Raw genomic sequence first — 19,130 nt, 5'->3', positions numbered from 1 at the left:
TGGGAGAGGGACGGCGTGATGAGGACGAGGAGACGGGCGCGGCGCCCCCGGACCCTCTGGATCCGGATCGCCGGGTACGGCGGCGCGGCGCTGCTCGCGGCCGCCGCCGTGGCCGTCCTCCTCCTCCCGCTGCTGGACGGCTCGAAGGGCGGCGCCGGGACGGCGGGCGCGGGCCCGTCCGCCCCGGCGACCGGCGGGACGCCGGGCGGGGGCGGCCAGGTGGACCCGACGAAGGCGGTCCCACGGCGCGACGGCGGCTCGCCCTACCCCGGCGGCCAGAACGGCGGCTCCGGCGGCGGGGGCGGCGGACCGGAGATCCCCGAGCAGAACGGGTCGTCCGCGCTCGGCTGGTGCCCGCGCGGGACGGCCTACTACCGGGCCGCCCGCGACGGGGTGGACGTCGCGATCTCCGTCGCGGGCAGCGGGGCCGTCCGGGCCGAACTGGCCCTCCAGGGGTACGCGCCGCAGTCCCAGCAGACGACCGTGAAGGGCGGCGGGCCGCACACCTTCCACTTCCGGGGGGTCGCGCCGGGGCTCGTGCGGCGGGTGACCGTCACGACCGTGTCGGTGGGAGTCGCGATGCAGACCTGCTACGCGCGCGCGGCGGCGTGACCGGACGGCACGCGGACGTCCTCGACCGAGACGTTGACGGCCACGACCCGCATCCCGACCATCAGCCCCGTCACCCGCGCCACGTTCGCCTGGACGGCCTTCGCGACGTCCTGGATCACGGTGCCGTACTCGACCGCGACGGAGACGTCGAGCGTGATCTCCTCGCCCGCCACGGAGACCCGGACGCCGCCCGCTCCGGGCCGCTCGACCAGCGCCGAGATCCCGCCGACCTCCCGCGCCGCGATCCCGGCGATCTTGCCGATGACCTCGTCCCCGACCGTGACGCGGCCCTCGACCGGCGCGGTGATGTCGCCGGACGACCCCTGCAGCGTCATCGGCAGCGCGTTCGCCCCCGAGGTCAGGGCGCTGGACTCGGGCGCGGGCCGTCCCGGCCCGCCCGCCCGCGGCGGGCCGGCGGACTTCGGCGCGCCGAACGGCCGGACGACGGCGCCGGGCGGCGCGGGCAACGGCCCGCTCTGCGGCGCCGCTCCCTGGCGGGTGTTGGGTCCGGGGAAGAACGGCTGGGGGCCGGTGTCCGGTCCCGGCTCGCCGTCGCCGGTAATGCCCTTCTCAAGCCCGGTCATGATCGCTCCCCACGGTTCGGTCGGGGGACCATCGTGGCGGAGGGAACGGCGCTGCGCCACGCGGGGGGCCGCAGACGGGCGCTTTCCGCGGGCGCGCGCCCGCGCGCACGCGAGGGAGCCCGGCTGCAGGGCGCCGGGCGTCTCTCTCTATGCTGCTGGTCAGGCCGTGAACAAAAGGAGACCGCCGCCTTGAGCGCAGAGCCGGAGGAGTCCGTGGTGCAGCAGGGGCGCGAGGGCGCGTCCGGGGCCGGGGACGAGCGCGGGCCCCGCTTCGAGGAGGAGCGGGGCGGCGCGGGCGCGCCCGACAACTTCCAGCGGCTGTGGACCCCGCACCGCATGGCCTACATCAAGGGCGAGGGCAAGCCGACGGGCGCCGGGTCCGGCGACGGCTGCCCGTTCTGCGAGATCCCGCGGATGTCCGACGAGGAGGGCCTCGTCGTCGCGCGCGGCGGGTCGGTGTTCGCGGTGCTGAACCTCTACCCGTACAACTCGGGGCACCTGATGGTCGTCCCGTACCGGCACGTCGCCGACTACACCGACCTCGACGAGGCCGAGTACCTGGAGCTGGCCGTCTTCACGCAGCGGGCGCTCGCCGCGCTGCGCAAGGCGAGCGGCGCGCAGGGCTTCAACGTCGGGATGAACCTGGGCCTCGTCGCTGGCGCGGGGATCGCGGCGCACCTGCACCAGCACGTCGTCCCGCGCTGGGGCGGCGACACGAACTTCATGCCGGTCGTCGGGCACACGAAGGTGCTGCCGCAACTGCTGCGCGACACCCGGCAGCTCCTCGCCGACGCCTGGCCCGAGCCGTGACGCGGCGGGAACGGCCGGTGCTGCTGTACGACGGCGACTGCGGCTTCTGCACGTCGTCCGTCCGGTTCCTGGAGCGGTACGTGCCGCACCGCGCGGAGCTCACCGCGTACCAGTTCGCCGACCTGGAGGCGCTCGGCACGACCGCCGAGCGCGCCCGCAGCGAGGTGCTCTGGGTGGACCGGACGGGCCGCGTCAGCGGCGGCGCCGAGGCCGTCGGACGCCTCCTGACCGACGCGGGCGGCCCCTGGCGGGCCCTCGGCGTCGCCATGCGGACGGTCCCGGTGATCTGGGTCGCGGAGGCCGTCTACCGGGCCGTCTCGAAGAACCGGCACCGGCTGCCCGGCGGAACGGCGGCGTGCGAGCTGCCCGCCGCCCGGCGTCCGGGCGCGGCGGACCGGGGTCCCGGCGCTGCGGACCGGGAACGCCCCAACTGAACCGCCCTCGCTGGAAACGCCGCCGAAAGGCGGCGGAAAATGACCGCATCAGGTCAGTCCGTTACATTTCAATTTCCGGCGGTCATCGCAGTGAAGATCACCTGGAACTGCATGGACATGATGTGGACGCCGCCGTCCAATGCCGACGCGGCGGCTCCCGGCTCGGGAACGGGAATTCCGTCTGTTGATCGGCCGAGCGCAAGCCTGACAAACTGACATCGCGATCGACGTTCGGATCGGCGAATATCCGCCCGGACGACCCCGCCACTTGAATGGATCGCACATCCCTGCTCCCAAAAGGAGAGAGATATGCGCAAGGCTGGACTGACGCTCGCCGCCACGGCCGCCGCCGCGGCCCTCGTCGCGCTGGTTCCGGGCGCGCCCGCCAACGCCCGGACGGCGAGCGCCGTCTACGACTCGGGCACGGTGCGCGTGGTCGTCCCGGCGGATCAGAACATGCAGGTCGCGTGTCCGGAGAACTGGGTGTGCCTGTACCGGAACACAAATTTTCGCGGCACGCTGTGGTCCTGGCGCGGCGACCGCAACAGGTCCTACGTCGGCGACGCCGCCAACGACCGGGCCAGCTCGGTGATCAACAACGCCTACAGGACGGTCCGCTTCTACGAGAACCGGAACTACCGCGGCCGCAAGGTCTGCGTCGGGCGCTGGGCGCTGCGTCCCCGCAACAAGATCGGCGACCTGCGCAGCTACAGCCTCAATGACAAGATCAGCTCGTACAAGCTCGGAAACCCCTGCGGAGGCTGAGCCCGACAAACGCGGAACGCCGTGAAAGCGGGCCGCGCCGTCCGCCGGTAATCGAAAAGGCGGCGATCCACCGCTTCCTCTAATGGCCGGGGAAGTCCGTCGGCACGGAATTCGCGCCTTTCCCCGGCCGCCTATTCCGCCGCCGGTGCGAGCCTGGGCCCGCACCGGCGGCCGTTCACCACCGGCCGAGCCCGCGCGGGAGGACCCGTCAGGACGAGCCCTTCTTCGACGGGGGCGGCGACGACGCCGCCATCAGCTCGGACACGGTGACGAACTCGAAGCCCTTGGCGCGCAGCCTCCGGATCATCGGGACGAGGTTCCGCAGCGCCACCAGCCGGTCGGGCTGCCCCGTGTCGTGCGCGAGGACGATCGTCCCCGGATGGGTGTTGTCGACGATGTAGTCGACGAGCTGCGGCGGGTCGTGCTCGTACGTCTTCTCCAGCATCTTGATCGACCAGAGCGTCAGGCTGTAGCCGAACTGCCCGGCGGCGCTCAGCGTCGTCCCGCCGAGCCGCCCGAACGGGGGCCGCAGGTGCCGCGGCTCCTTGCCGGTGATCCGCTCGATGGCCGCGTGGGCCCGGTGGATCTGCCGGCAGGCGGCCTGGTGGCTGAGCACCGCCAGGTCGGCGTGCCCCCAGGTGTGGTTGCCCGCCTCGTGCCGGTCCATCCGCCCGTGCACCAGCCGCGCGTTGCGCACCAGGCGCTCGCCCACCAGGAAGAACGTCGCCTTGACCCGCTCCTGGTCGAGGACGTCGTGGACCATCGGCGTCCACTTCGGCATGGGCCCGTCGTCGAACGTCAGCGCCACCAGCTTCTGCGACGTGTCGACCGACCAGGTGACGTCGACGTGGCCGTGGACCGCGGCGGGCGTCCACGGCCCGGCCTCCGGGATGGCCATCGCGGCGGCCTCGTCGTCCTTGCGCGGCAGCGCAGCACTGATCCCGGTGCCGAGCGCCAGCCCGCTCGCGGCGACGCCCAGACCCTTCATGACCTTGCGGCGCGTGGGCTTGGCGGGCGTGCCCGGCGCGTCGTGGTCCCCCGATTTTCTCATGACGAGAACAAGGATCCCACGGCGCCGCGGACCCGGCCTCAACCTCCGGGCCGAGTTCTCGATCAGCCTCCGGGCCTAAACGCGGTCAGCCTGAGGGATGACGCTCCGGCGCGGGGGCCCCCGCGCCGGAGCGTCCCGGCGGGGTCAGCCGTCCCTGGACTCGGCCGCGACCTTGTCGGCGAGGTGCGAGGGGAGCGGTTCGTAGCGGAGGAACGTCCGGCTGAACGTCCCGGTTCCCTGCGACATGGAGCGCAGGTCGATCGCGTAGCGGATGATCTCCAACTGCGGTACCTCGGCCTTGATCATGGTGCGGCCGCCGGGCACCGCCTGGGAGCCGAGCACCCGGCCGCGCCGCGACGACAGGTCGGACATGATCGCGCCGACGTAGTCGTCGGCGATGAGCACGTCGACCTCGTCCACCGGTTCCAGGAGCAGGATCGGCACCTGGCTCGCCGCGTCCTTCAGCGCGAGCGCCCCGGCGGCCTGGAACGCCATGTCGGACGAGTCCACCGAGTGGGCCTTGCCGTCGTGCAGGGTGACCTTGATGTCGACGAGCGGGTATCCGGCGGACACGCCGCGCGCCATCTGCTGCCGGACGCCCTTCTCCACCGAGGGGATGAACTGCCGGGGGACCACCCCGCCGACGATCTTGTCGACGAACTCGAACCCCTCGCCGGACGGGAGCGGCTCCACGTCGATGTGGCAGATCCCGTACTGGCCGTGCCCGCCGCTCTGCTTGACGTGCCGGCCGAGGCCCTTCGCCGTCCCGCCGAACGTCTCGCGCAGCGGCACCCGCAGGTCGGTGCGCTCGACCTCGACGCCGTACCGCGACCGCAGCCGGTCGATCAGCACGTCGGCGTGCGCCTCGCCCATGCACCACAGGACGAGCTGCCGCGTCTCGGAGTTGTTCTCCAGCCGGAGCGTCGGATCCTCCGCGACGAGGCGGCCGAGCGCCTGGCTGAGCTTGTCCTCGTCCGCCTTGGACTTGGCCCGGATCGCCACCGGCAGCAGCGGGTCGGGCATCGACCAGGGCGCCATCACCATCGGGGAGCCGGGATCGGACAGCGTGTCGCCCGTCTCGGCGCGGCTGAGCTTCGCGACCGCGCAGATGTCGCCCGCGATGCAGGCCGCCGCCGTCCGCTGCGTCTTGCCGAGCGGGGACGTGAGCGCGCCGACCCGCTCGTCGACGTCGTGGTCCTCGTGGCCGCGGTCCGCCATGCCGTGCCCGGAGACGTGCACGGTGGTGTCCGGGCGCAGCGTCCCGGAGAAGACCCTGACCAGCGAGATCCGTCCCACGTACGGGTCGGACGTCGTCTTGATCACCTCGGCGACGAGCGGCCCGTCCGGGTCGCACGCGACCTCCGTCGGGGGGCCGCCCCGCACCGGGGCCACGGACGGGATGCCGTGTTCGAGGGGCGACGGGAACGCCTGGCTGATGACCTCCAGAAGCTCCTGCATGCCGATCACCGGGCCGGGGTGATCGCCGTGCGGGACGGACGTGGCGAGGACGGGGTAGAAGCTGCCGCGCGCCACCGCGGTCTCCAGGTCCTCGATGAGAGCCTTGACGTCGATGTCCTCGCCGGACAGGTACCTGTCCATGAGGGACTCGTCCTCGCTCTCCTGGATGATCCCCTCGATCAGCGACGCGCGCTGCTCGGCGATCTGGTCGAGGTACTCCGGATCGGGGTCGCACTCGGTGCGCGTCCCGGTCGCGTAGTCGAGGCAGCGCTGCGTCAGCAGGCCGATCAGGCCGGTCGGCCCGTCCCCCGAGCCGACCGGGAAATACAGCGGGGCGACGCCCTCGCCGAAGACGTCCTGGCAGCTCAGGACCACGTCGTCGAAGTCGCCGCGCTGCTGGTCGATCTTCGTGATGACGACCGCGCGGGGCATCCCGACCGCCGCGCACTCCTCCCACAGCATCCGGCTGAGCCCGTCGATGCCGTCCACCGCCGAGATCACGAAGAGCGCGGCGTCCGCGCCGCGCAGCCCGGCCCGCAGGTCGCCGACGAAGTCGGCGTAGCCGGGGGTGTCGATGAGATTGATCTTGACGCCGCCGTGCGTGAACGGGGCGAGCGCGAGGTTCACCGAGCGCTGCTGGCGCACCTCGACCTCGTCGTAGTCGGTGACGGTGGTGCCGTCCTCGACCCTGCCCGCCCGCTGCAGCGTGCCCGTCGCGGCGAGCAGCGCCTCGACGAGCGTCGTCTTCCCGGCTCCCGAATGGCCGACCAACGCGACGTTGCGCACCTTGTCGCACCCGCCGGCCTCCGGTGCCCTGCCGGGGGCTCCCGGGTGGCCTCCCTTGTCCGCCATGACTACCTCCTCGGACGGGTCTCCGCGCGTGTCGCGCGGGCAGGCCCGCGTGCGGTACCCGGCCCGGCCCCGGCGCTGGGGCCCGGCCCTGACGTCCGAGTGCGGCGTCCGACCTCGTCCAACGTGCGTGACCGACGTCACACCCGTACCACCACCTTTTCCCGTGACGGGCGGGATCACAAGGGGTGGACGGCAATCAACTGCGATCTGTCCGGAGCGCGGGGCGGCGAACCGGCCCTGGCCGCCCGGCCCTCGCCTCCGCGCTCCGGCTCCGCACTCCGCGGGCCCGCCTCCGCACTACGATGGGCGCGCCGCGGCGGACCGCGACGTCACGCGGCCGACGCCCCCACGGAAGAACGAGATCGGACGGCGATGCTCAACAACATCAGGCCCGCGCTTGAACGCGTCCTCACCCCCGTCGGAAACGCGGTCGCGCGGAGCGGGCTCTCGCCCAACGCCATCACCGTCGTCGGCACGCTCGGCGTCGCCGCCGGCGCGCTCGCGCTGTTCCCGCGCGGCGAGTTCTTCTGGGGCACGATGGTCATCACCGCGTTCGTCCTGTTCGACATGCTGGACGGCGCCGTCGCCCGCGTCACCGGGAAGATCTCCAAGTTCGGCGCGTTCCTCGACTCCACGATGGACCGGGTCGCCGACGCCGCGATCTTCTCCGGGCTGATGATCGGCCTGTACCGCGACGACCAGGCCCTGCTCGCCGGAGTCGCCCTGTACTGCCTCGTCTCCGGGGTCGTGGTGTCCTACGCCAAGGCCCGCGCCGAGGGCCTCGGGTACACCTGCAACGTGGGCATCGCGGAACGTGCCGAGCGGCTGATCGTCGCGCTCGTCGCCGCCGGGTTCGACGGGCTCGGCGTCCCCTACATCCTCGCGGTCGCGCTGTGGGTGCTCGCCGGGATCAGCACGGTCACGGTCGGGCAGCGGTTCGCCACCGTGTACGCCCAGGCGCGGGACGCCGCGGCGGCGGCGTCGCGGGAGCCGGAGCCGCACCCGTGACCCCGGCCCGGCCGCCGTCGCGCGGGACCGGTCCGTCGCTGCGCGACGAGGTGGCCGACGCCGCCTACGCGGTCGGCTGGACGGTCGTCCGGAAGATGCCGGAGACGGCGGCCAGGGTCGCGTTCGCCGCGCTCGCCGACCGGACCTGGCACCGCTACGGCTCCGGGGTGCGGCAGCTGGAGAAGAACCTGTGCCGCGTCCTCGGCAAGGACGCCGTCGACGACGAGGTCCGCGTCCTCAGCAAGAAGGTGCTGCGGTCCTACTTCCGCTACTGGCTGGAGGTGTTCCGGCTGCCCGAGTACGACCGGGCGCGGATCCTCGGCAAGATGCGGGTCACCGGCGAGAAGAAGATCTTCACCAACCTCGACTCGGGGCGCGGCGTGATCCTGGCGCTGCCGCACATGGGCAACTACGAGCACGCGGGCGCGTGGCTGGTGCACAGCGGGTACCAGTTCACCACGGTCGCCGAGCGGCTGAGGCCCGAGTCGCTGTTCGACCGGTTCGTCGAGTTCCGCGAGGGGCTCGGCATGGAGGTGCTCGCCCACCGGGGCGCGTCCGCCTACGGGCGGATGGCGCAGCGGCTGCGCGCGGGCCGCCCGGTGTGCCTGGTCGTCGACCGCGACCTCACCGCCAGCGGCATCGACGTGGAGTTCTTCGGCGCGACCGCCCGGATGCCCGCCGTCGCCGCCGCGCTCGCCGTCCAGACCGGCGCCGCCCTCATCCCCGTGACACTCTGGTACGAGGGGGAGTACTGGGCCGCCCGGGTCCACGCGGAGATCCCGGTGCCGGACGGCGGCGGCAGGCAGGAGAAGATCCAGGCGATGACGCAGGACCTCGCGCGGGTCTTCGAGGCGGGCATCGCCGCCCACCCCGAGGACTGGCACATGCTGCAGAAGGTCTGGGTGGCCGACCTCGCGGACGAGGACCGCTGAGGACGGCGCCCGGCGAAGGGGGGCCCATGAAGGTCGGCGGCATATGAAGGTCGGCGTATGAAGGTGGGCATCGTCTGCCCGTACACGTGGAATGTGCCGGGCGGCGTCCAGCAGCACATCGGCGACCTCGCCGAGGCGCTGATCGCGCTCGGCCACCGGGTGTCGGTGATCACGCCCGCGGACGACGGCGCGCGGCTGCCGCCGCACGTGACGTCCGCCGGGCGCGCCGTGCCCGTGCCCTACAACGGGTCGGTGGCGCGGCTGGCGTTCGGGTTCCGGTCGGCGGGCCGGGTGCGGCGCTGGATCCGCGAGGGCGGGTTCGACGTCCTGCACGTCCACGAGCCGACCGCGCCGTCGCTCGGCCTGCTCGCCTGCTGGGCCGCCGACGGGCCGATCGTGGGCACGTTCCACGCCTCCTACGAGCGGTCCCGGGCGCTGTCGGTGATGTCGCCGATCCTGCAGAGCGCGCTGGAGAAGATCACCGGCCGGATCGCGGTGTCGGAGGCCGCCCGGACCAGCCTCGTCGAGCACCTCGGCGGCGACGCCGTGCTGATCCCGAACGGCGTCGCGACCGAGCGGTACGCGCTCGCCGACCCGCTGCCCGGCTGGTCCGGCCGCGCGGACGTCCCGCGCGGCCCCGCCGACCCTGCGGCGCTCGGCTTCCTCGGCCGGATCGACGAGCCCCGCAAGGGCCTGGACGTGCTGCTGCGCGCGTTCGAGGCGCTCGCCCCGGCGCGGCCCGGCCTGCGGCTGCTGATCGCCGGGCCGGGCGACGCGGACGACGCGCTCTCCCGCGTCCCGCCGGGGCTGCGCGACCGGGTCGTGGTCCTCGGGCTGGTCAGCGAGGCCGACAAGGTCCGCGCCTACCACTCGGTGGACGTGTTCGTCGCGCCGAACCTCGGCGGGGAGAGCTTCGGGATCGTCCTCGCGGAGGCGATGTCGGCGGGCGCGCCGATCCTCGCCAGCGACATCGAGGCGTTCGACCGGGTCCTGCTCGGCGGCCGGGCCGGGGCGCTGTTCCCGGCGGGCGACGACGCCGCCCTCGCCGCCGCGGCGGCCGACCTGCTGGACGACCCGGCGCGCCGCAAGCGGCTGTCCGCGGAGGCCCGCGCCGCCGTCCGCGCCTACGACTGGTCGGCCGTGGCCAGGGACGTCCTCCGCGTGTACGAGACGGTCACGCTCGCCGGTGCGGGCGCCCGCGTCGTCGAGTCCGGCCTCGGGGCCTGACGCCGTGTCCTACGACTGGATCATCGACGTCCTGTTCTGGGTCGCCGTCGTGTTCCTGGTCGGCGTGTACGTGTCGTGGCGCGCCACCCGGCTCGACCGGCTGCACGTCCGCGTCGAGACGGCCCGCGCCGCGCTGGACGCCGCGCTCGTCCGGCGCGCCGCCGCCGCGCTGGAGCTCGCCGCGTCCCGGCTCCTCGACCCGGCGGCGAGCCTCGTCCTCGCGACCGCCGCGCACGAGGCCCGCACCGCCGACGCCGACAACCGCGAGTTCGCCGAGAGCGACCTGTCCCGGGCGCTGCGCGCGGTCGTCGACCAGCCCGGCTTCGCCGGCGCGCTCACCGCCGGGGCCCCCGGCGCCGGGGAGGCGGCGCTGGACGAGCTGGCCTCGTCCGCCGCGCGCGTCGCCTACGCGCGCCGGTTCTACAACGACGCCGTCCGGCAGGCGCGGGCCGCGCGCCGCAAGCCGCTGATCCGGGTGCTGCCGCTCGCCGGGCGCGCCCCGCTGCCCGACTTCTTCGAGATCGACGACGATCCGCCCGGGGCGTGACCCCGCCGCCGGTCCGGGCCCGTACCGCGGACGAGGACGGACGCATCCGGGCGTTCGCTACCCTCTAGGACTCTCTGGGCGACCGGACAAGGGAGGGGCAGATCGTGCGATCCGTCTTGGGCAGCACCGTCAGGGGCCGGGCGGCCGCGTGGTTCGGCCTGCTCGCGCTCGGCGCCGCCGCGCTGTCCGCCTGCTCGGACTCGGGCGGCCCCAGGTCGGCGGCGCCGCCGAGCAGCACGGAGGCGCCCGGCGAGAGCCCGACCCCGGTCCCCGCGACGCACCCCTTCAACGGAGGCGCCAAGGGGCTGACCAACCCCGTCCTCGCGGTCAAGATCGAGAACACCCGCCCGGCGCTGCCGCAGAGCGGGGTGTCGGCCGCCGACATCGTGTACGTCGAGCAGGTCGAGGGCGGCGAGACGCGGCTGATGGCGGTGTTCTCGTCCCGGCTGCCGAAGCGGGTTGGACCGGTCCGCAGCGCCCGGATCTCCGACCTGCACATCCTGCCGCAGTTCGGACGCCCCGCCTTCGCGTTCTCCGGCGTCCAGAGCAAGATGAAGAAGTACGTGCGCAAGGCGCCGCTGTACGACCTGTCCCAGGAGTCGGCGGGCGCCGCGTACTTCCGCTCCGGGGAGCGGCACATCCCTTACAACCTGTACGCCGACCCGAGGAACCTGCTGAAGCGGGCTCCGAAGGCCGCCAAGCCGCGCGACATCGGGTTCCGCTTCGGGGACGCTCCCGCGGGCGGCAGGCCCGTCAAGACCTTCACGGCGCGGTGGCCCGCCGCGACGATGGGGTTCACGTGGTCGGCCAAGCAGAAGCGGTGGCTCGCGAGCTGGGGCGGACGGCCCGACGTCGCCGCGGAGGGCGGCGTCCTGGGCGGGCGGACGGTCGTCGTCCAGTACGCCAAGACGACCCGGTCGAAGTTCCACGATTTCCTTGGCAGCTACACGCCCCTGATCCACACCACCGGGACCGGACGGGCCGTCGTCCTGCGGGACGGCAAGGCGTTCAACGCCAAGTGGTCGCGCCCCTCCGAGGGTCAGGGGACGACCTACACCACGGCCGACGGAACGCCCGTCAACTTCGCGCCCGGCCAGGTCTGGGTCGTGCTCGTCAACGACGGGAAACCGTACATCCCGTAACCGGCGCGGGGCCCGCGCTGACACAATGCGGGTCGAGACGCCTGACGAGCAGGCAATACCATGGAAGGGACTTATCGTCCGTGCAGTGAGGAATGCCCGTGTCCACTTCCACTCCCGTCCCTGAGAACGCCGCGCCCGAGACCGGGACCGCCCGCGTCAAGCGCGGCATGGCGGAGATGCTCAAGGGCGGCGTGATCATGGACGTCGTCACGCCCGACCAGGCGAAGATCGCCGAAGACGCGGGCGCGGTCGCCGTGATGGCCCTGGAGCGGGTGCCCGCCGACATCCGCGCCGAGGGCGGCATCTCGCGGATGAGCGACCCCGACATGATCGACGGGATCATCTCCGCGGTGTCCATCCCGGTGATGGCGAAGGCCCGCATCGGCCACTTCGTCGAGGCCCGGGTGCTGCAGGCGCTCGGCGTCGACTACGTCGACGAGTCCGAGGTGCTCACCCCGGCCGACTACGAGAACCACATCGACAAGTGGGCGTTCACCGTCCCGTTCGTGTGCGGCGCCACCAACCTAGGCGAGGCGCTGCGGCGCATCACCGAGGGCGCGGCGATGATCCGCTCAAAGGGCGAGGCCGGCACCGGCGACGTCTCCAACGCCACCACGCACATGCGCAAGATCCGCGGCGAGATCCGGCGGCTGCAGAACCTGCCGGAGGACGAGCTCTACGTCGCCGCGAAGGAGCTCCAGGCCCCGTACGAGCTGGTCAAGGAGGTCGCCGAGGCCGGGAGGCTGCCCGTGGTCCTGTTCACCGCAGGCGGCATCGCGACGCCCGCCGACGCCGCCATGATGATGCAGCTCGGCGCGGAGGGCGTCTTCGTCGGCTCCGGCATCTTCAAGTCCGGCAACCCGGCCCAGCGCGCCGAGGCGATCGTGAAGGCCACCACCTTCCACGACGACCCCGGGGTGATCGCCAAGGTGTCCCGCGGGCTCGGCGAGGCCATGGTCGGGATCAACGTGGCCTCCCTCGGCGACGACCAGAAGTTCGCGGGCCGCGGCTGGTAACCGGATCGGGGGACCCCTCTCCACACCGGCCCCTGACAGGGTTTACGCTGGCGGCGCGGCCGGTGAGGAGCGCGGCTCCTCGGGCGGTGCCCGGCCGCGGGAGGGGTTGAGCATGGCTTGGTCGGTCGCGCTGGCGTGCGCGAGCGCGGGTGAACCCGCGGAGGTGTTCCGGCCGGGCCTCGTGCCCGACCCGGACGCCGCCGCCGCGATCGCGCGCGGCCTGTACCCGGCGGACACGCTGACGGAGACCGGCGACACCGTCCTCGACTTCGCGCTGTGGCCGTACGAGGACGAGCTGTTCGTCGGCGCGTTCGAGCGGGCGCTGCTGCTGTGCGACCGGCGGCTGTTCGGCCTCGACGACGACGCGCGCCGGATCGCCGACACGGCGGCCGCCGCGCTGCCCGGGTCGCGGTGCGGGGTGCTCGTCCTGCAGAACATGATCCACGGCTGCTGGTTCCGCTGGTACGAGTCCGGCGAGCTGCGCCGGGACGTGTTCGTCACGGCCGAGGACGGCGTCGTCGTCGACCAGGGCGAGCGGCTGCCCGCCGAGCGCCCGTTCTGGCGGGCGATCGACGCGGGCGCGCCCGACGTCCCGCTGCCGTTCGACCCGGAGGAGTTCGGGCTCGCGCTCGCCCAGGAGCACATGTTCGGACGCGGCATCGCCGACCGGGGCAAGGACGGCTTCCTCCCGCTGGAACTGCCGCTCCGCCGCTTCAAGCACGCCTGACGCGCCCTTTCCGGGCGTCTGGGGGAGTCCCTCCCGGGCGGACGGACGCCGGGACGGCGGGAAGAGCCGCGCGGTCGTGGAACGTTGTACGGAACGTCTAAGGTTGGACGATCTCCACACCCCGGGAAGGTTCCACGTGACCGCTGTGCCCACGATCGGTGTCCTCGCCCTGCAAGGCGACGTGCGAGAGCACATGCGCGCGCTGGAGGCGGCGGGTGCGCGCGCCCTGAGCGTGCGCCGGCCCGACGAGCTGGAGCGCGTCGACGGGATCGTCCTGCCGGGCGGGGAGTCCACCACGATGTGGCGGCTCGCCCGCTCCTTCGAGATGCTCGAACCGCTGCGCAAGCGCATCGAGGCGGGCCTGCCCGCGTACGGCTCCTGCGCCGGGATGATCATGCTCGCGGACCGCATCCGGGACGGCGTCGCGGGCCAGGAGACCGTCGGCGGCATCGACATGACCGTGCGGCGGAACGCGTTCGGCCGCCAGGTCGACTCGTTCGAGTCCGCCGTCGAGCTGACCGGCATGGGGGACGCGCCGTACCACGCCGTCTTCATCCGCGCGCCGTGGGTCGAGTCGGTCGGCGAGGCCGTGGAGGTCCTCGGACGCACCGAGAGCGGTCCGAGCGCCGGTAGGATCGTCGCCGTCCGCCAGGGGCGCCTCATCGCGACCGCGTTCCATCCGGAGTTGACAGGCGACTACCGCGTGCACCACTACTTCGCCGATCTGGTGCGCCGGGCGACAGAGGAGGAATGACAGATGTCCGGCCATTCCAAATGGGCGACGACCAAGCACAAGAAGGCTGCCCTCGACGCCAAGCGGGGCAAGCTCTTCGCCAAGCTGATCAAGAACATCGAGGTGGCGGCGCGCACCGGCGGCGGCGATCCCGACGCCAACCCGACGCTCTACGACGCCATCTACAAGGCGAAGAAGAACTCCGTCCCCAACGACAACATCGAGCGCGCGCGCAAGCGCGGCGCCGGTGAGGAGGCCGGAGGCGCCGACTGGCAGAACATCACCTACGAGGGCTACGCGCCCGGCGGCGTCGCGATCCTGATCGAGTGCCTGACCGACAACCGCAACCGCGCGGCATCCGAGGTGCGGGTGGCGCTCACCCGCAACGGCGGGTCGCTCGCCGACCCCGGCTCGGTCTCGTACATGTTCAACCGCAAGGGCGTCGTGATCGTCCCGAAGTCGGGCACCAGCGAGGACGACGTGATGATGGCCGTCCTGGACGCCGGGGCCGAAGAGGTCAACGAGCTCGACGAGGACAACTTCGAGGTCGTCAGCGAGGCGGGTGACCTGGTCGCCGTCCGCACCGCCCTGGTGGACGCGGGGATCGACTACGAGTCGGCCGAGAGCAAGTTCCTGCCGACCGTCACCGTCCCCCTCGACGAGGACAACGCCAAGAAGGTGTTCCGCCTCCTCGACGCCCTGGAGGATTCGGACGACGTCCAGGACGTCTACGCCAACTTCGACGTCCCCGACGACGTCCTGGCCGCGATCGACGCCTGACCGCCGCCTGACCGGCGCCTTCCGCCGACGCCGCCGCCCGCCCGGGGCGGCGGCGTTTCGCGTCCGCGGCATGCCGTAACGTCTCGATCATGCAGGTTCGCGCGCTCAGGCCGGAGGAGATCGACCGCGTCCGCGACATCCGCGCCCGCGCCTTCGGGCCCGTCCCGGACGACCTGTGGGCCCGCCGCGCCGAGATGTTCGCGCCGTCGGCCGAGGCCGGGCGGCAGTTCGCCGGGTTCGACGGCGGCGAGGTCGTCGCCACCGGCGCGCTGTACGCGATGACGCAGTGGTGGCACGGCCGGCCGGTGTCCATGGGCGGCGTGAGCTCGATCACCGTCGCGCCCGAGCGGCGCGGGACCGGGCTCGCGCGGACGATGGTGACCGGCCTCCTGGAGCGGTGCGCCGCGTTCGGCCATTCGCTGGCCATGCTGTATCCGGCCACGACCACCCTCTACCGGCGGCTGGGCTGGGAACACGCGGGCGCGCAGCACCACGTCGAACTGCCCGCCGAGGAACTGCGCACGGTGGCCGCCGAGCGCGTCCCCGTCCGGCGGGCCGGGCCCGAGGACGCGGCGCGGGTCGCCGCCGTCGTCGGCCGCGCGCACGCGGACGCCCGCGACTGCGGCCCGGTCGGGTTCGACGAGCCACGCTGGCGGGCCGTCCTCGCGACGCCCGGCCTCTTCTCCTACCAGGCCGACGACGGCTTCCTCGCCTACCGGTGGGCGGACGGCAACACCCACCTCGAGGTCGGCAAGCTCGTCGCGTCGTCGGAGCGGACGCTGCGGGCGCTGTGGGCGATCGTCGGGTCCGGCTCGTCGACGGCCCAGACCGTCCGGGCGTGCGTGTCGCCGATGGACCCCGTCCTCTGGATGCTGCGCGAGCGTGAGAAGGAGAACGTCCACCGGAGCCAGTGGATGCTGCGGCTGGTGGACGCGCCCGCCGCGATCGAGGCGCGCGGCTTCCCGGAGGGCGTCTCGGGCTCGGCGCCCCTGCTCGTCGACGATCCGCAGTGTCCCGCGAACTCGGGCCACTGGCGGCTGGAGGTCGCGGACGGCCGCGGGCGGCTGGAGCGCGCCGCCGCGGATCCGGCCGCCGTCCGGGTCGGGGCGCGGGGGCTCGCGGCGCTCTACGCGGGCGTGCCGGTGCCGACGCTGCGCCTGTCCGGCCTGCTCGGCGGCGGCGAGGCGGGCGTCCTGGCCGCCGCGTTCGCCGCCGCGCCGTTCAGCCTCGACTACTTCTGAGCCCCTCCGTTTCTGAGCGCTCTGGTTTCTGAGCGCCTTCGTCCGGGCGACACGCCCGCGGCCCGTGCCGGTGTCACGCCGAGTTGGTAGCGTGTTCGGCCGAACAGGTGATCGAAGGAGCGGCCGTGCGGGTGATGGGGGTGGACCCCGGGCTCACCCGGTGCGGGGTGGGGGTCGTCGAGGGCGCCCCGGGCAGGCGGCTCAGCCTGGTGCACGTGTCCGTCGTCCGGACCGCGCCCGGCGACGAGGTCGCCCTGCGCCTGCTGGGCATCGAGACGGGCATCGAGGCGCTGGTCGACGAGCTGCGCCCCGACGCCGTCGCCGTGGAGCGCGTGTTCGCCCAGCACAACGTCCGCACCGTGATGGGCACCGCGCAGGCCGCCGGGGTCGCGATGCTGGTGGCCGCCCGCCGCGGCCTGCCCGTCGCGCTGCACACCCCGAGCGAGGCCAAGGCCGCCGTCACCGGGAACGGCCGCGCCGACAAGGCGCAGGTGACCAGAATGGTGACGCGCCTGCTCGCGCTGGACGCGCCGCCGACCCCCGCGGACGCCGCCGACGCCCTCGCGCTCGCCATCTGCCACGTGTGGCGCGGCGGCGCGCGGGACCGCCTCGCCCGCGCCCAGAAGACGCGGATCGAGCAGGCGGCGGAGGCCGAGCGCGCCCGGCTCGCCGCCCGGAGCAGAGGAGGAACCAGCGAGTGATCGCCTTCGTCAGCGGCCGGGTGGCCGCCGCCGGACCCGACGGGGCGGTGATCGACGTCCACGGCGTCGGCCTGTCGGTGCAGTGCACCCCCGCGACGCTCGCCGGGCTGCGGGTCGGCGACCACGCGAAGGTGCCGACCTCGCTGGTCGTCCGCGAGGACTCCCTCACCCTGTTCGGGTTCGCCGACGACGACGAGCGCACCGCGTTCGAGCTGCTGCAGACCGCGAGCGGCGTCGGCCCGCGGCTGGCGCTGGCGATGCTGGCCGTGCACACGCCGAACGCGCTGCGCCACGCGGTCGCCGCCGAGGACCTGACCGCGCTGACCAAGGTCCCCGGCATCGGGAAGAAGGGGGCGCAGCGGATCGTCCTGGAGTTGCGCGACCGGCTCGGCGGCCCGGTCGGGGACGCCGCCCCCGACCTCCGCGCGCCCGCCCGCGCCGAGCCGTGGCGCGAGCAGGTCCAGATGGGCCTGATCAACCTCGGCTGGTCCGCCAAGGACGCCGACGCCGCCGTCACCGCCGTCGCGGCCGACCTCGACGGCGCCGAGACGCCCCCCGTCGCCGCCCTGCTGAGGTCCGCGTTGAAGAAATTGAGCAAGGGATGAGCGGCAGCGAACCGGGGGGTGTGGGGGGTCGTCCCCCACAAGAGGCGCGGATGAGCGGCAGCGAACCGGGGGGCTGCGGATGAGTGAGCCGGAGCGGCTGGTGTCGGCGGACGCGGTCGGCGCGGAGGAGCAGGCGATCGAGGCCGCGCTGCGGCCGAAGAAGCTGGACGACTTCGTCGGCCAGGAGCGCGTCCGCGAGCAGCTGTCGCTGGTGCTGCAGAGCGCGCTGCGGCGCGGCCGGACGCCCGACCACGTGCTGCTGTCCGGCGGTCCCGGCCTCGGCAAGACCACCCTCGCCATGATCATCGCGGCGGAGCTGGGGCGGCCGCTGCGGATCTCGTCCGGTCCGGCGATCGAGCGGGCCGGTGACCTCGCGGCGGTGCTGTCCACGCTCGCCGAGGGCGAGGTCCTGTTCCTGGACGAGATCCACCGGCTGGCCCGTCCCGCCGAAGAGATGCTCTACATGGCCATGGAGGACTTCCGCGTCGACGTCGTCGTCGGCAAGGGCCCGGGCGCGACCGCGATCCCGCTCGACATCGCGCCGTTCACGCTGGTCGGCGCCACCACCCGGGCCGGGATGCTGCCGGGCCCGCTGCGCGACCGGTTCGGCTTCGTCGCGCACATGGACTTCTACGAGCCCGCCGAGCTGGAGGTGATCGTCCGCCGGTCGGCGCGGCTCCTGGACGTGGAGATCGACGCCGACGCCGCCGCCGAGGTCGCCGGGCGCTCGCGCGGCACCCCCCGGATCGCCAACCGGCTGCTGCGCCGCGTCCGCGACTACGCGGAGGTCCGCGGCGACGGGACGGTGACCTGGGAATCCGCGCGGTCCGCGCTCGCGTTGTACGAGGTGGACCAACGGGGCCTCGACCGGCTCGACCGGGCCGTCCTCGGATCGCTGCTGCGCAAGTTCGGCGGCGGTCCGGTGGGCCTGTCGACGCTGGCGGTGTCGGTGGGGGAGGAGCCGGAGACCGTGGAGGTCGTCGCGGAGCCCTTCCTCGTCCGGCAGGGCCTGCTGGCCAGGACGCCGCGCGGAAGGGTGGCCACGGGCGCCGCATGGGCGCATCTGGGGCTGACCCCGCCGCCGACCGCGCCCATGGCCGGGACGCTGTTCGATGTGGACCGGGACGATCCGGAAAGCTCGGAATGATGATCTTCGGGTAACGGGTTGGGAACTTCCCGGCGTCACCGATCGTCGCGTCGTTGCCGGGGTCTCGCGTACTCTCTAGACTCCGGGACCTGGTTCACCGTCTCCAGCCGGCGGTCCCGTGGTTCGTGACCGGTCCGGTCACTGGCTGGGCAAACGACATCGGAAGGATGCCCCGGTAATGGGCAGCGACATGATTATCGCGGCGGGCTCGGGCGGAAGCGGGGCCTTCAACCTGCTGCTGCTCCTCGCCGTGCCCCTGGTCTTCTACTTCTTGCTGATCCGCCCGCAGAGCAGGCGGCGCAAGGAGCAGATGAACATGCAGAACGCGATGACGCCAGGCGCGCGCGTGCTGACGACCAGCGGGATGCGGGCCACCGTCGTGGAGGTCGACGACGACGGCGTCGTGCTGGAGATCGCGGAGGGCGTCGAGGTCCGCTTCGTCAAGCAGGCCGTGATGCAGGTCCTCAAGGACGACGACCCGGACGACGTCGACGACGAACTCGACGACGAGCTCGACGGGGACGACGACCAGGACGGGGACGACGAGCGCGTCGACCTGTCCAAGGACGCCGGCACCGACGCCTCGGCAGAGGACGAGGCGGACGGTGAAGACGGGGCGGATGAGTCCGAGCCCAAGGGGAGGGCCAAGGTCAAGGCGGCGGACAAGCCGTCCGCCTGATCTCTTCCGGTTTCGACTCCAGACGGGAAGTTAGACGACAAGTGGCTCCGTCAAGCAGCGCTCCCAAGCCTGGGCGCAC

20 protein-coding genes and 1 pseudogene are annotated in these 19,130 nt (G+C 73.2%); 18 read left to right on the top strand and 3 right to left on the bottom strand.

What is annotated here, in order from left to right:
- Positions 1-18: 18 nt before the first annotated feature.
- Positions 19-612, top strand: a complete 594-nt coding sequence (locus FXF68_RS42895) for a hypothetical protein (RefSeq protein WP_187438371.1) — start codon at positions 19-21, stop codon at positions 610-612.
- Here FXF68_RS42895 and FXF68_RS43520 read toward each other — a convergent pair.
- A complete protein-coding gene (locus FXF68_RS43520; RefSeq protein ID WP_222870337.1) occupies positions 591-1,196 on the bottom strand; it encodes an Asp23/Gls24 family envelope stress response protein in 606 nt (201 codons plus the stop codon). The two genes, FXF68_RS42895 and FXF68_RS43520, sit on opposite strands and share 22 nt — an antisense overlap.
- Positions 1,197-1,385: 189 nt before the next feature.
- On the opposite strand from FXF68_RS43520, the gene FXF68_RS40765 reads away from it, so the two are divergent.
- From FXF68_RS40765 to FXF68_RS40755, 3 genes and pseudogenes are all read left to right on the top strand, one after another.
- Positions 1,386-2,006, top strand: coding sequence for an HIT family protein (locus tag FXF68_RS40765; protein WP_425458667.1), 621 nt, complete (start codon positions 1,386-1,388; stop codon positions 2,004-2,006).
- Positions 2,003-2,338 (top strand): annotated as a pseudogene (locus FXF68_RS40760) (thiol-disulfide oxidoreductase DCC family protein); the annotation flags it as partial. The gene FXF68_RS40765 and the pseudogene FXF68_RS40760, both read left to right, overlap by 4 nt.
- A gap of 411 nt (positions 2,339-2,749) precedes the next feature.
- Positions 2,750-3,205 (top strand): peptidase inhibitor family I36 protein, encoded by a 456-nt coding sequence (locus FXF68_RS40755; protein ID WP_148768179.1) that lies wholly within the window; start codon positions 2,750-2,752, stop codon positions 3,203-3,205.
- Between the two features lie 208 nt (positions 3,206-3,413).
- Here FXF68_RS40755 and FXF68_RS40750 read toward each other — a convergent pair whose 3' ends face one another.
- Together FXF68_RS40750 and FXF68_RS40745 are read right to left on the bottom strand one after the other, a co-directional pair.
- Complete coding sequence (locus tag FXF68_RS40750; RefSeq protein WP_148768178.1) at positions 3,414-4,256, bottom strand: polysaccharide deacetylase family protein; 843 nt, start codon at positions 4,254-4,256, stop codon at positions 3,414-3,416.
- 144 nt (positions 4,257-4,400) lie between these two features.
- Entirely contained in the window at positions 4,401-6,566 is a 2,166-nt protein-coding gene (locus tag FXF68_RS40745) for an elongation factor G-like protein EF-G2 (RefSeq protein WP_148768177.1), read from the bottom strand.
- 372 nt (positions 6,567-6,938) lie between these two features.
- Between FXF68_RS40745 and pgsA the strand changes: the two genes are divergently transcribed.
- The 14 genes from pgsA (at position 6,939) to yajC (ending at position 19,051) form a co-directional block, all read left to right on the top strand.
- Positions 6,939-7,574, top strand: coding sequence for a phosphatidylinositol phosphate synthase (gene pgsA, locus FXF68_RS40740; protein ID WP_148768176.1), 636 nt, complete (start codon positions 6,939-6,941; stop codon positions 7,572-7,574).
- Positions 7,571-8,506, top strand: a complete 936-nt coding sequence (locus tag FXF68_RS40735; protein ID WP_281292271.1) for a phosphatidylinositol mannoside acyltransferase — start codon at positions 7,571-7,573, stop codon at positions 8,504-8,506. The genes pgsA and FXF68_RS40735 overlap by 4 nt, the downstream gene beginning before the upstream one ends.
- 57 nt (positions 8,507-8,563) lie before the next feature.
- Entirely contained in the window at positions 8,564-9,733 is a 1,170-nt protein-coding gene (locus FXF68_RS40730; protein WP_148768175.1) for a glycosyltransferase family 4 protein, read from the top strand.
- Between the two features lie 4 nt (positions 9,734-9,737).
- On the top strand, positions 9,738-10,280 hold the full coding sequence (locus tag FXF68_RS40725; RefSeq protein WP_148768174.1) for a hypothetical protein: 543 nt from the start codon (positions 9,738-9,740) through the stop codon (positions 10,278-10,280).
- 104 nt (positions 10,281-10,384) lie between these two features.
- A complete protein-coding gene (locus tag FXF68_RS40720; protein ID WP_148768173.1) occupies positions 10,385-11,422 on the top strand; it encodes a DUF3048 domain-containing protein in 1,038 nt (345 codons plus the stop codon).
- Between the two features lie 92 nt (positions 11,423-11,514).
- On the top strand, positions 11,515-12,438 hold the full coding sequence (gene pdxS, locus FXF68_RS40715; protein ID WP_148768172.1) for a pyridoxal 5'-phosphate synthase lyase subunit PdxS: 924 nt from the start codon (positions 11,515-11,517) through the stop codon (positions 12,436-12,438).
- Between the two features lie 112 nt (positions 12,439-12,550).
- Complete coding sequence (locus FXF68_RS40710) at positions 12,551-13,165, top strand: DUF6928 family protein (protein ID WP_148355977.1); 615 nt, start codon at positions 12,551-12,553, stop codon at positions 13,163-13,165.
- A 136-nt stretch (positions 13,166-13,301) separates the two neighbouring features.
- Complete coding sequence (gene pdxT / locus FXF68_RS40705; protein WP_148768171.1) at positions 13,302-13,919, top strand: pyridoxal 5'-phosphate synthase glutaminase subunit PdxT; 618 nt, start codon at positions 13,302-13,304, stop codon at positions 13,917-13,919.
- Positions 13,920-13,922: 3 nt separating this feature from the next.
- Positions 13,923-14,678, top strand: a complete 756-nt coding sequence (locus FXF68_RS40700) for a YebC/PmpR family DNA-binding transcriptional regulator (protein WP_067894429.1) — start codon at positions 13,923-13,925, stop codon at positions 14,676-14,678.
- An 89-nt stretch (positions 14,679-14,767) separates the two neighbouring features.
- Entirely contained in the window at positions 14,768-15,919 is a 1,152-nt protein-coding gene (locus FXF68_RS40695; RefSeq protein WP_148768170.1) for a GNAT family N-acetyltransferase, read from the top strand.
- A 125-nt stretch (positions 15,920-16,044) separates the two neighbouring features.
- Positions 16,045-16,620 carry a crossover junction endodeoxyribonuclease RuvC gene (ruvC, locus tag FXF68_RS40690; protein WP_148768169.1) on the top strand — a complete coding sequence of 192 codons (576 nt, stop codon included), beginning with the start codon at positions 16,045-16,047 and terminating at the stop codon, positions 16,618-16,620.
- Positions 16,617-17,225, top strand: coding sequence for a Holliday junction branch migration protein RuvA (gene ruvA, locus FXF68_RS40685; protein WP_148768168.1), 609 nt, complete (start codon positions 16,617-16,619; stop codon positions 17,223-17,225). The genes ruvC and ruvA overlap by 4 nt, the downstream gene beginning before the upstream one ends.
- Positions 17,226-17,304: 79 nt before the next feature.
- On the top strand, positions 17,305-18,372 hold the full coding sequence (gene ruvB, locus FXF68_RS40680; RefSeq protein ID WP_148768167.1) for a Holliday junction branch migration DNA helicase RuvB: 1,068 nt from the start codon (positions 17,305-17,307) through the stop codon (positions 18,370-18,372).
- 178 nt (positions 18,373-18,550) lie between these two features.
- Positions 18,551-19,051 (top strand): preprotein translocase subunit YajC, encoded by a 501-nt coding sequence (gene yajC, locus FXF68_RS40675; protein ID WP_187438370.1) that lies wholly within the window; start codon positions 18,551-18,553, stop codon positions 19,049-19,051.
- Positions 19,052-19,130: the final 79 nt, after the last annotated feature.

Origin of the sequence: Actinomadura decatromicini (genome assembly GCF_008121305.1) — a bacterium.
Taxonomy (GTDB): Bacteria; Actinomycetota; Actinomycetes; order Streptosporangiales; family Streptosporangiaceae; genus Spirillospora; species Spirillospora syzygii.
Note: the sequence above shows the minus strand (reverse complement) of the source record. Positions and strands in the feature narration are given on the sequence as shown.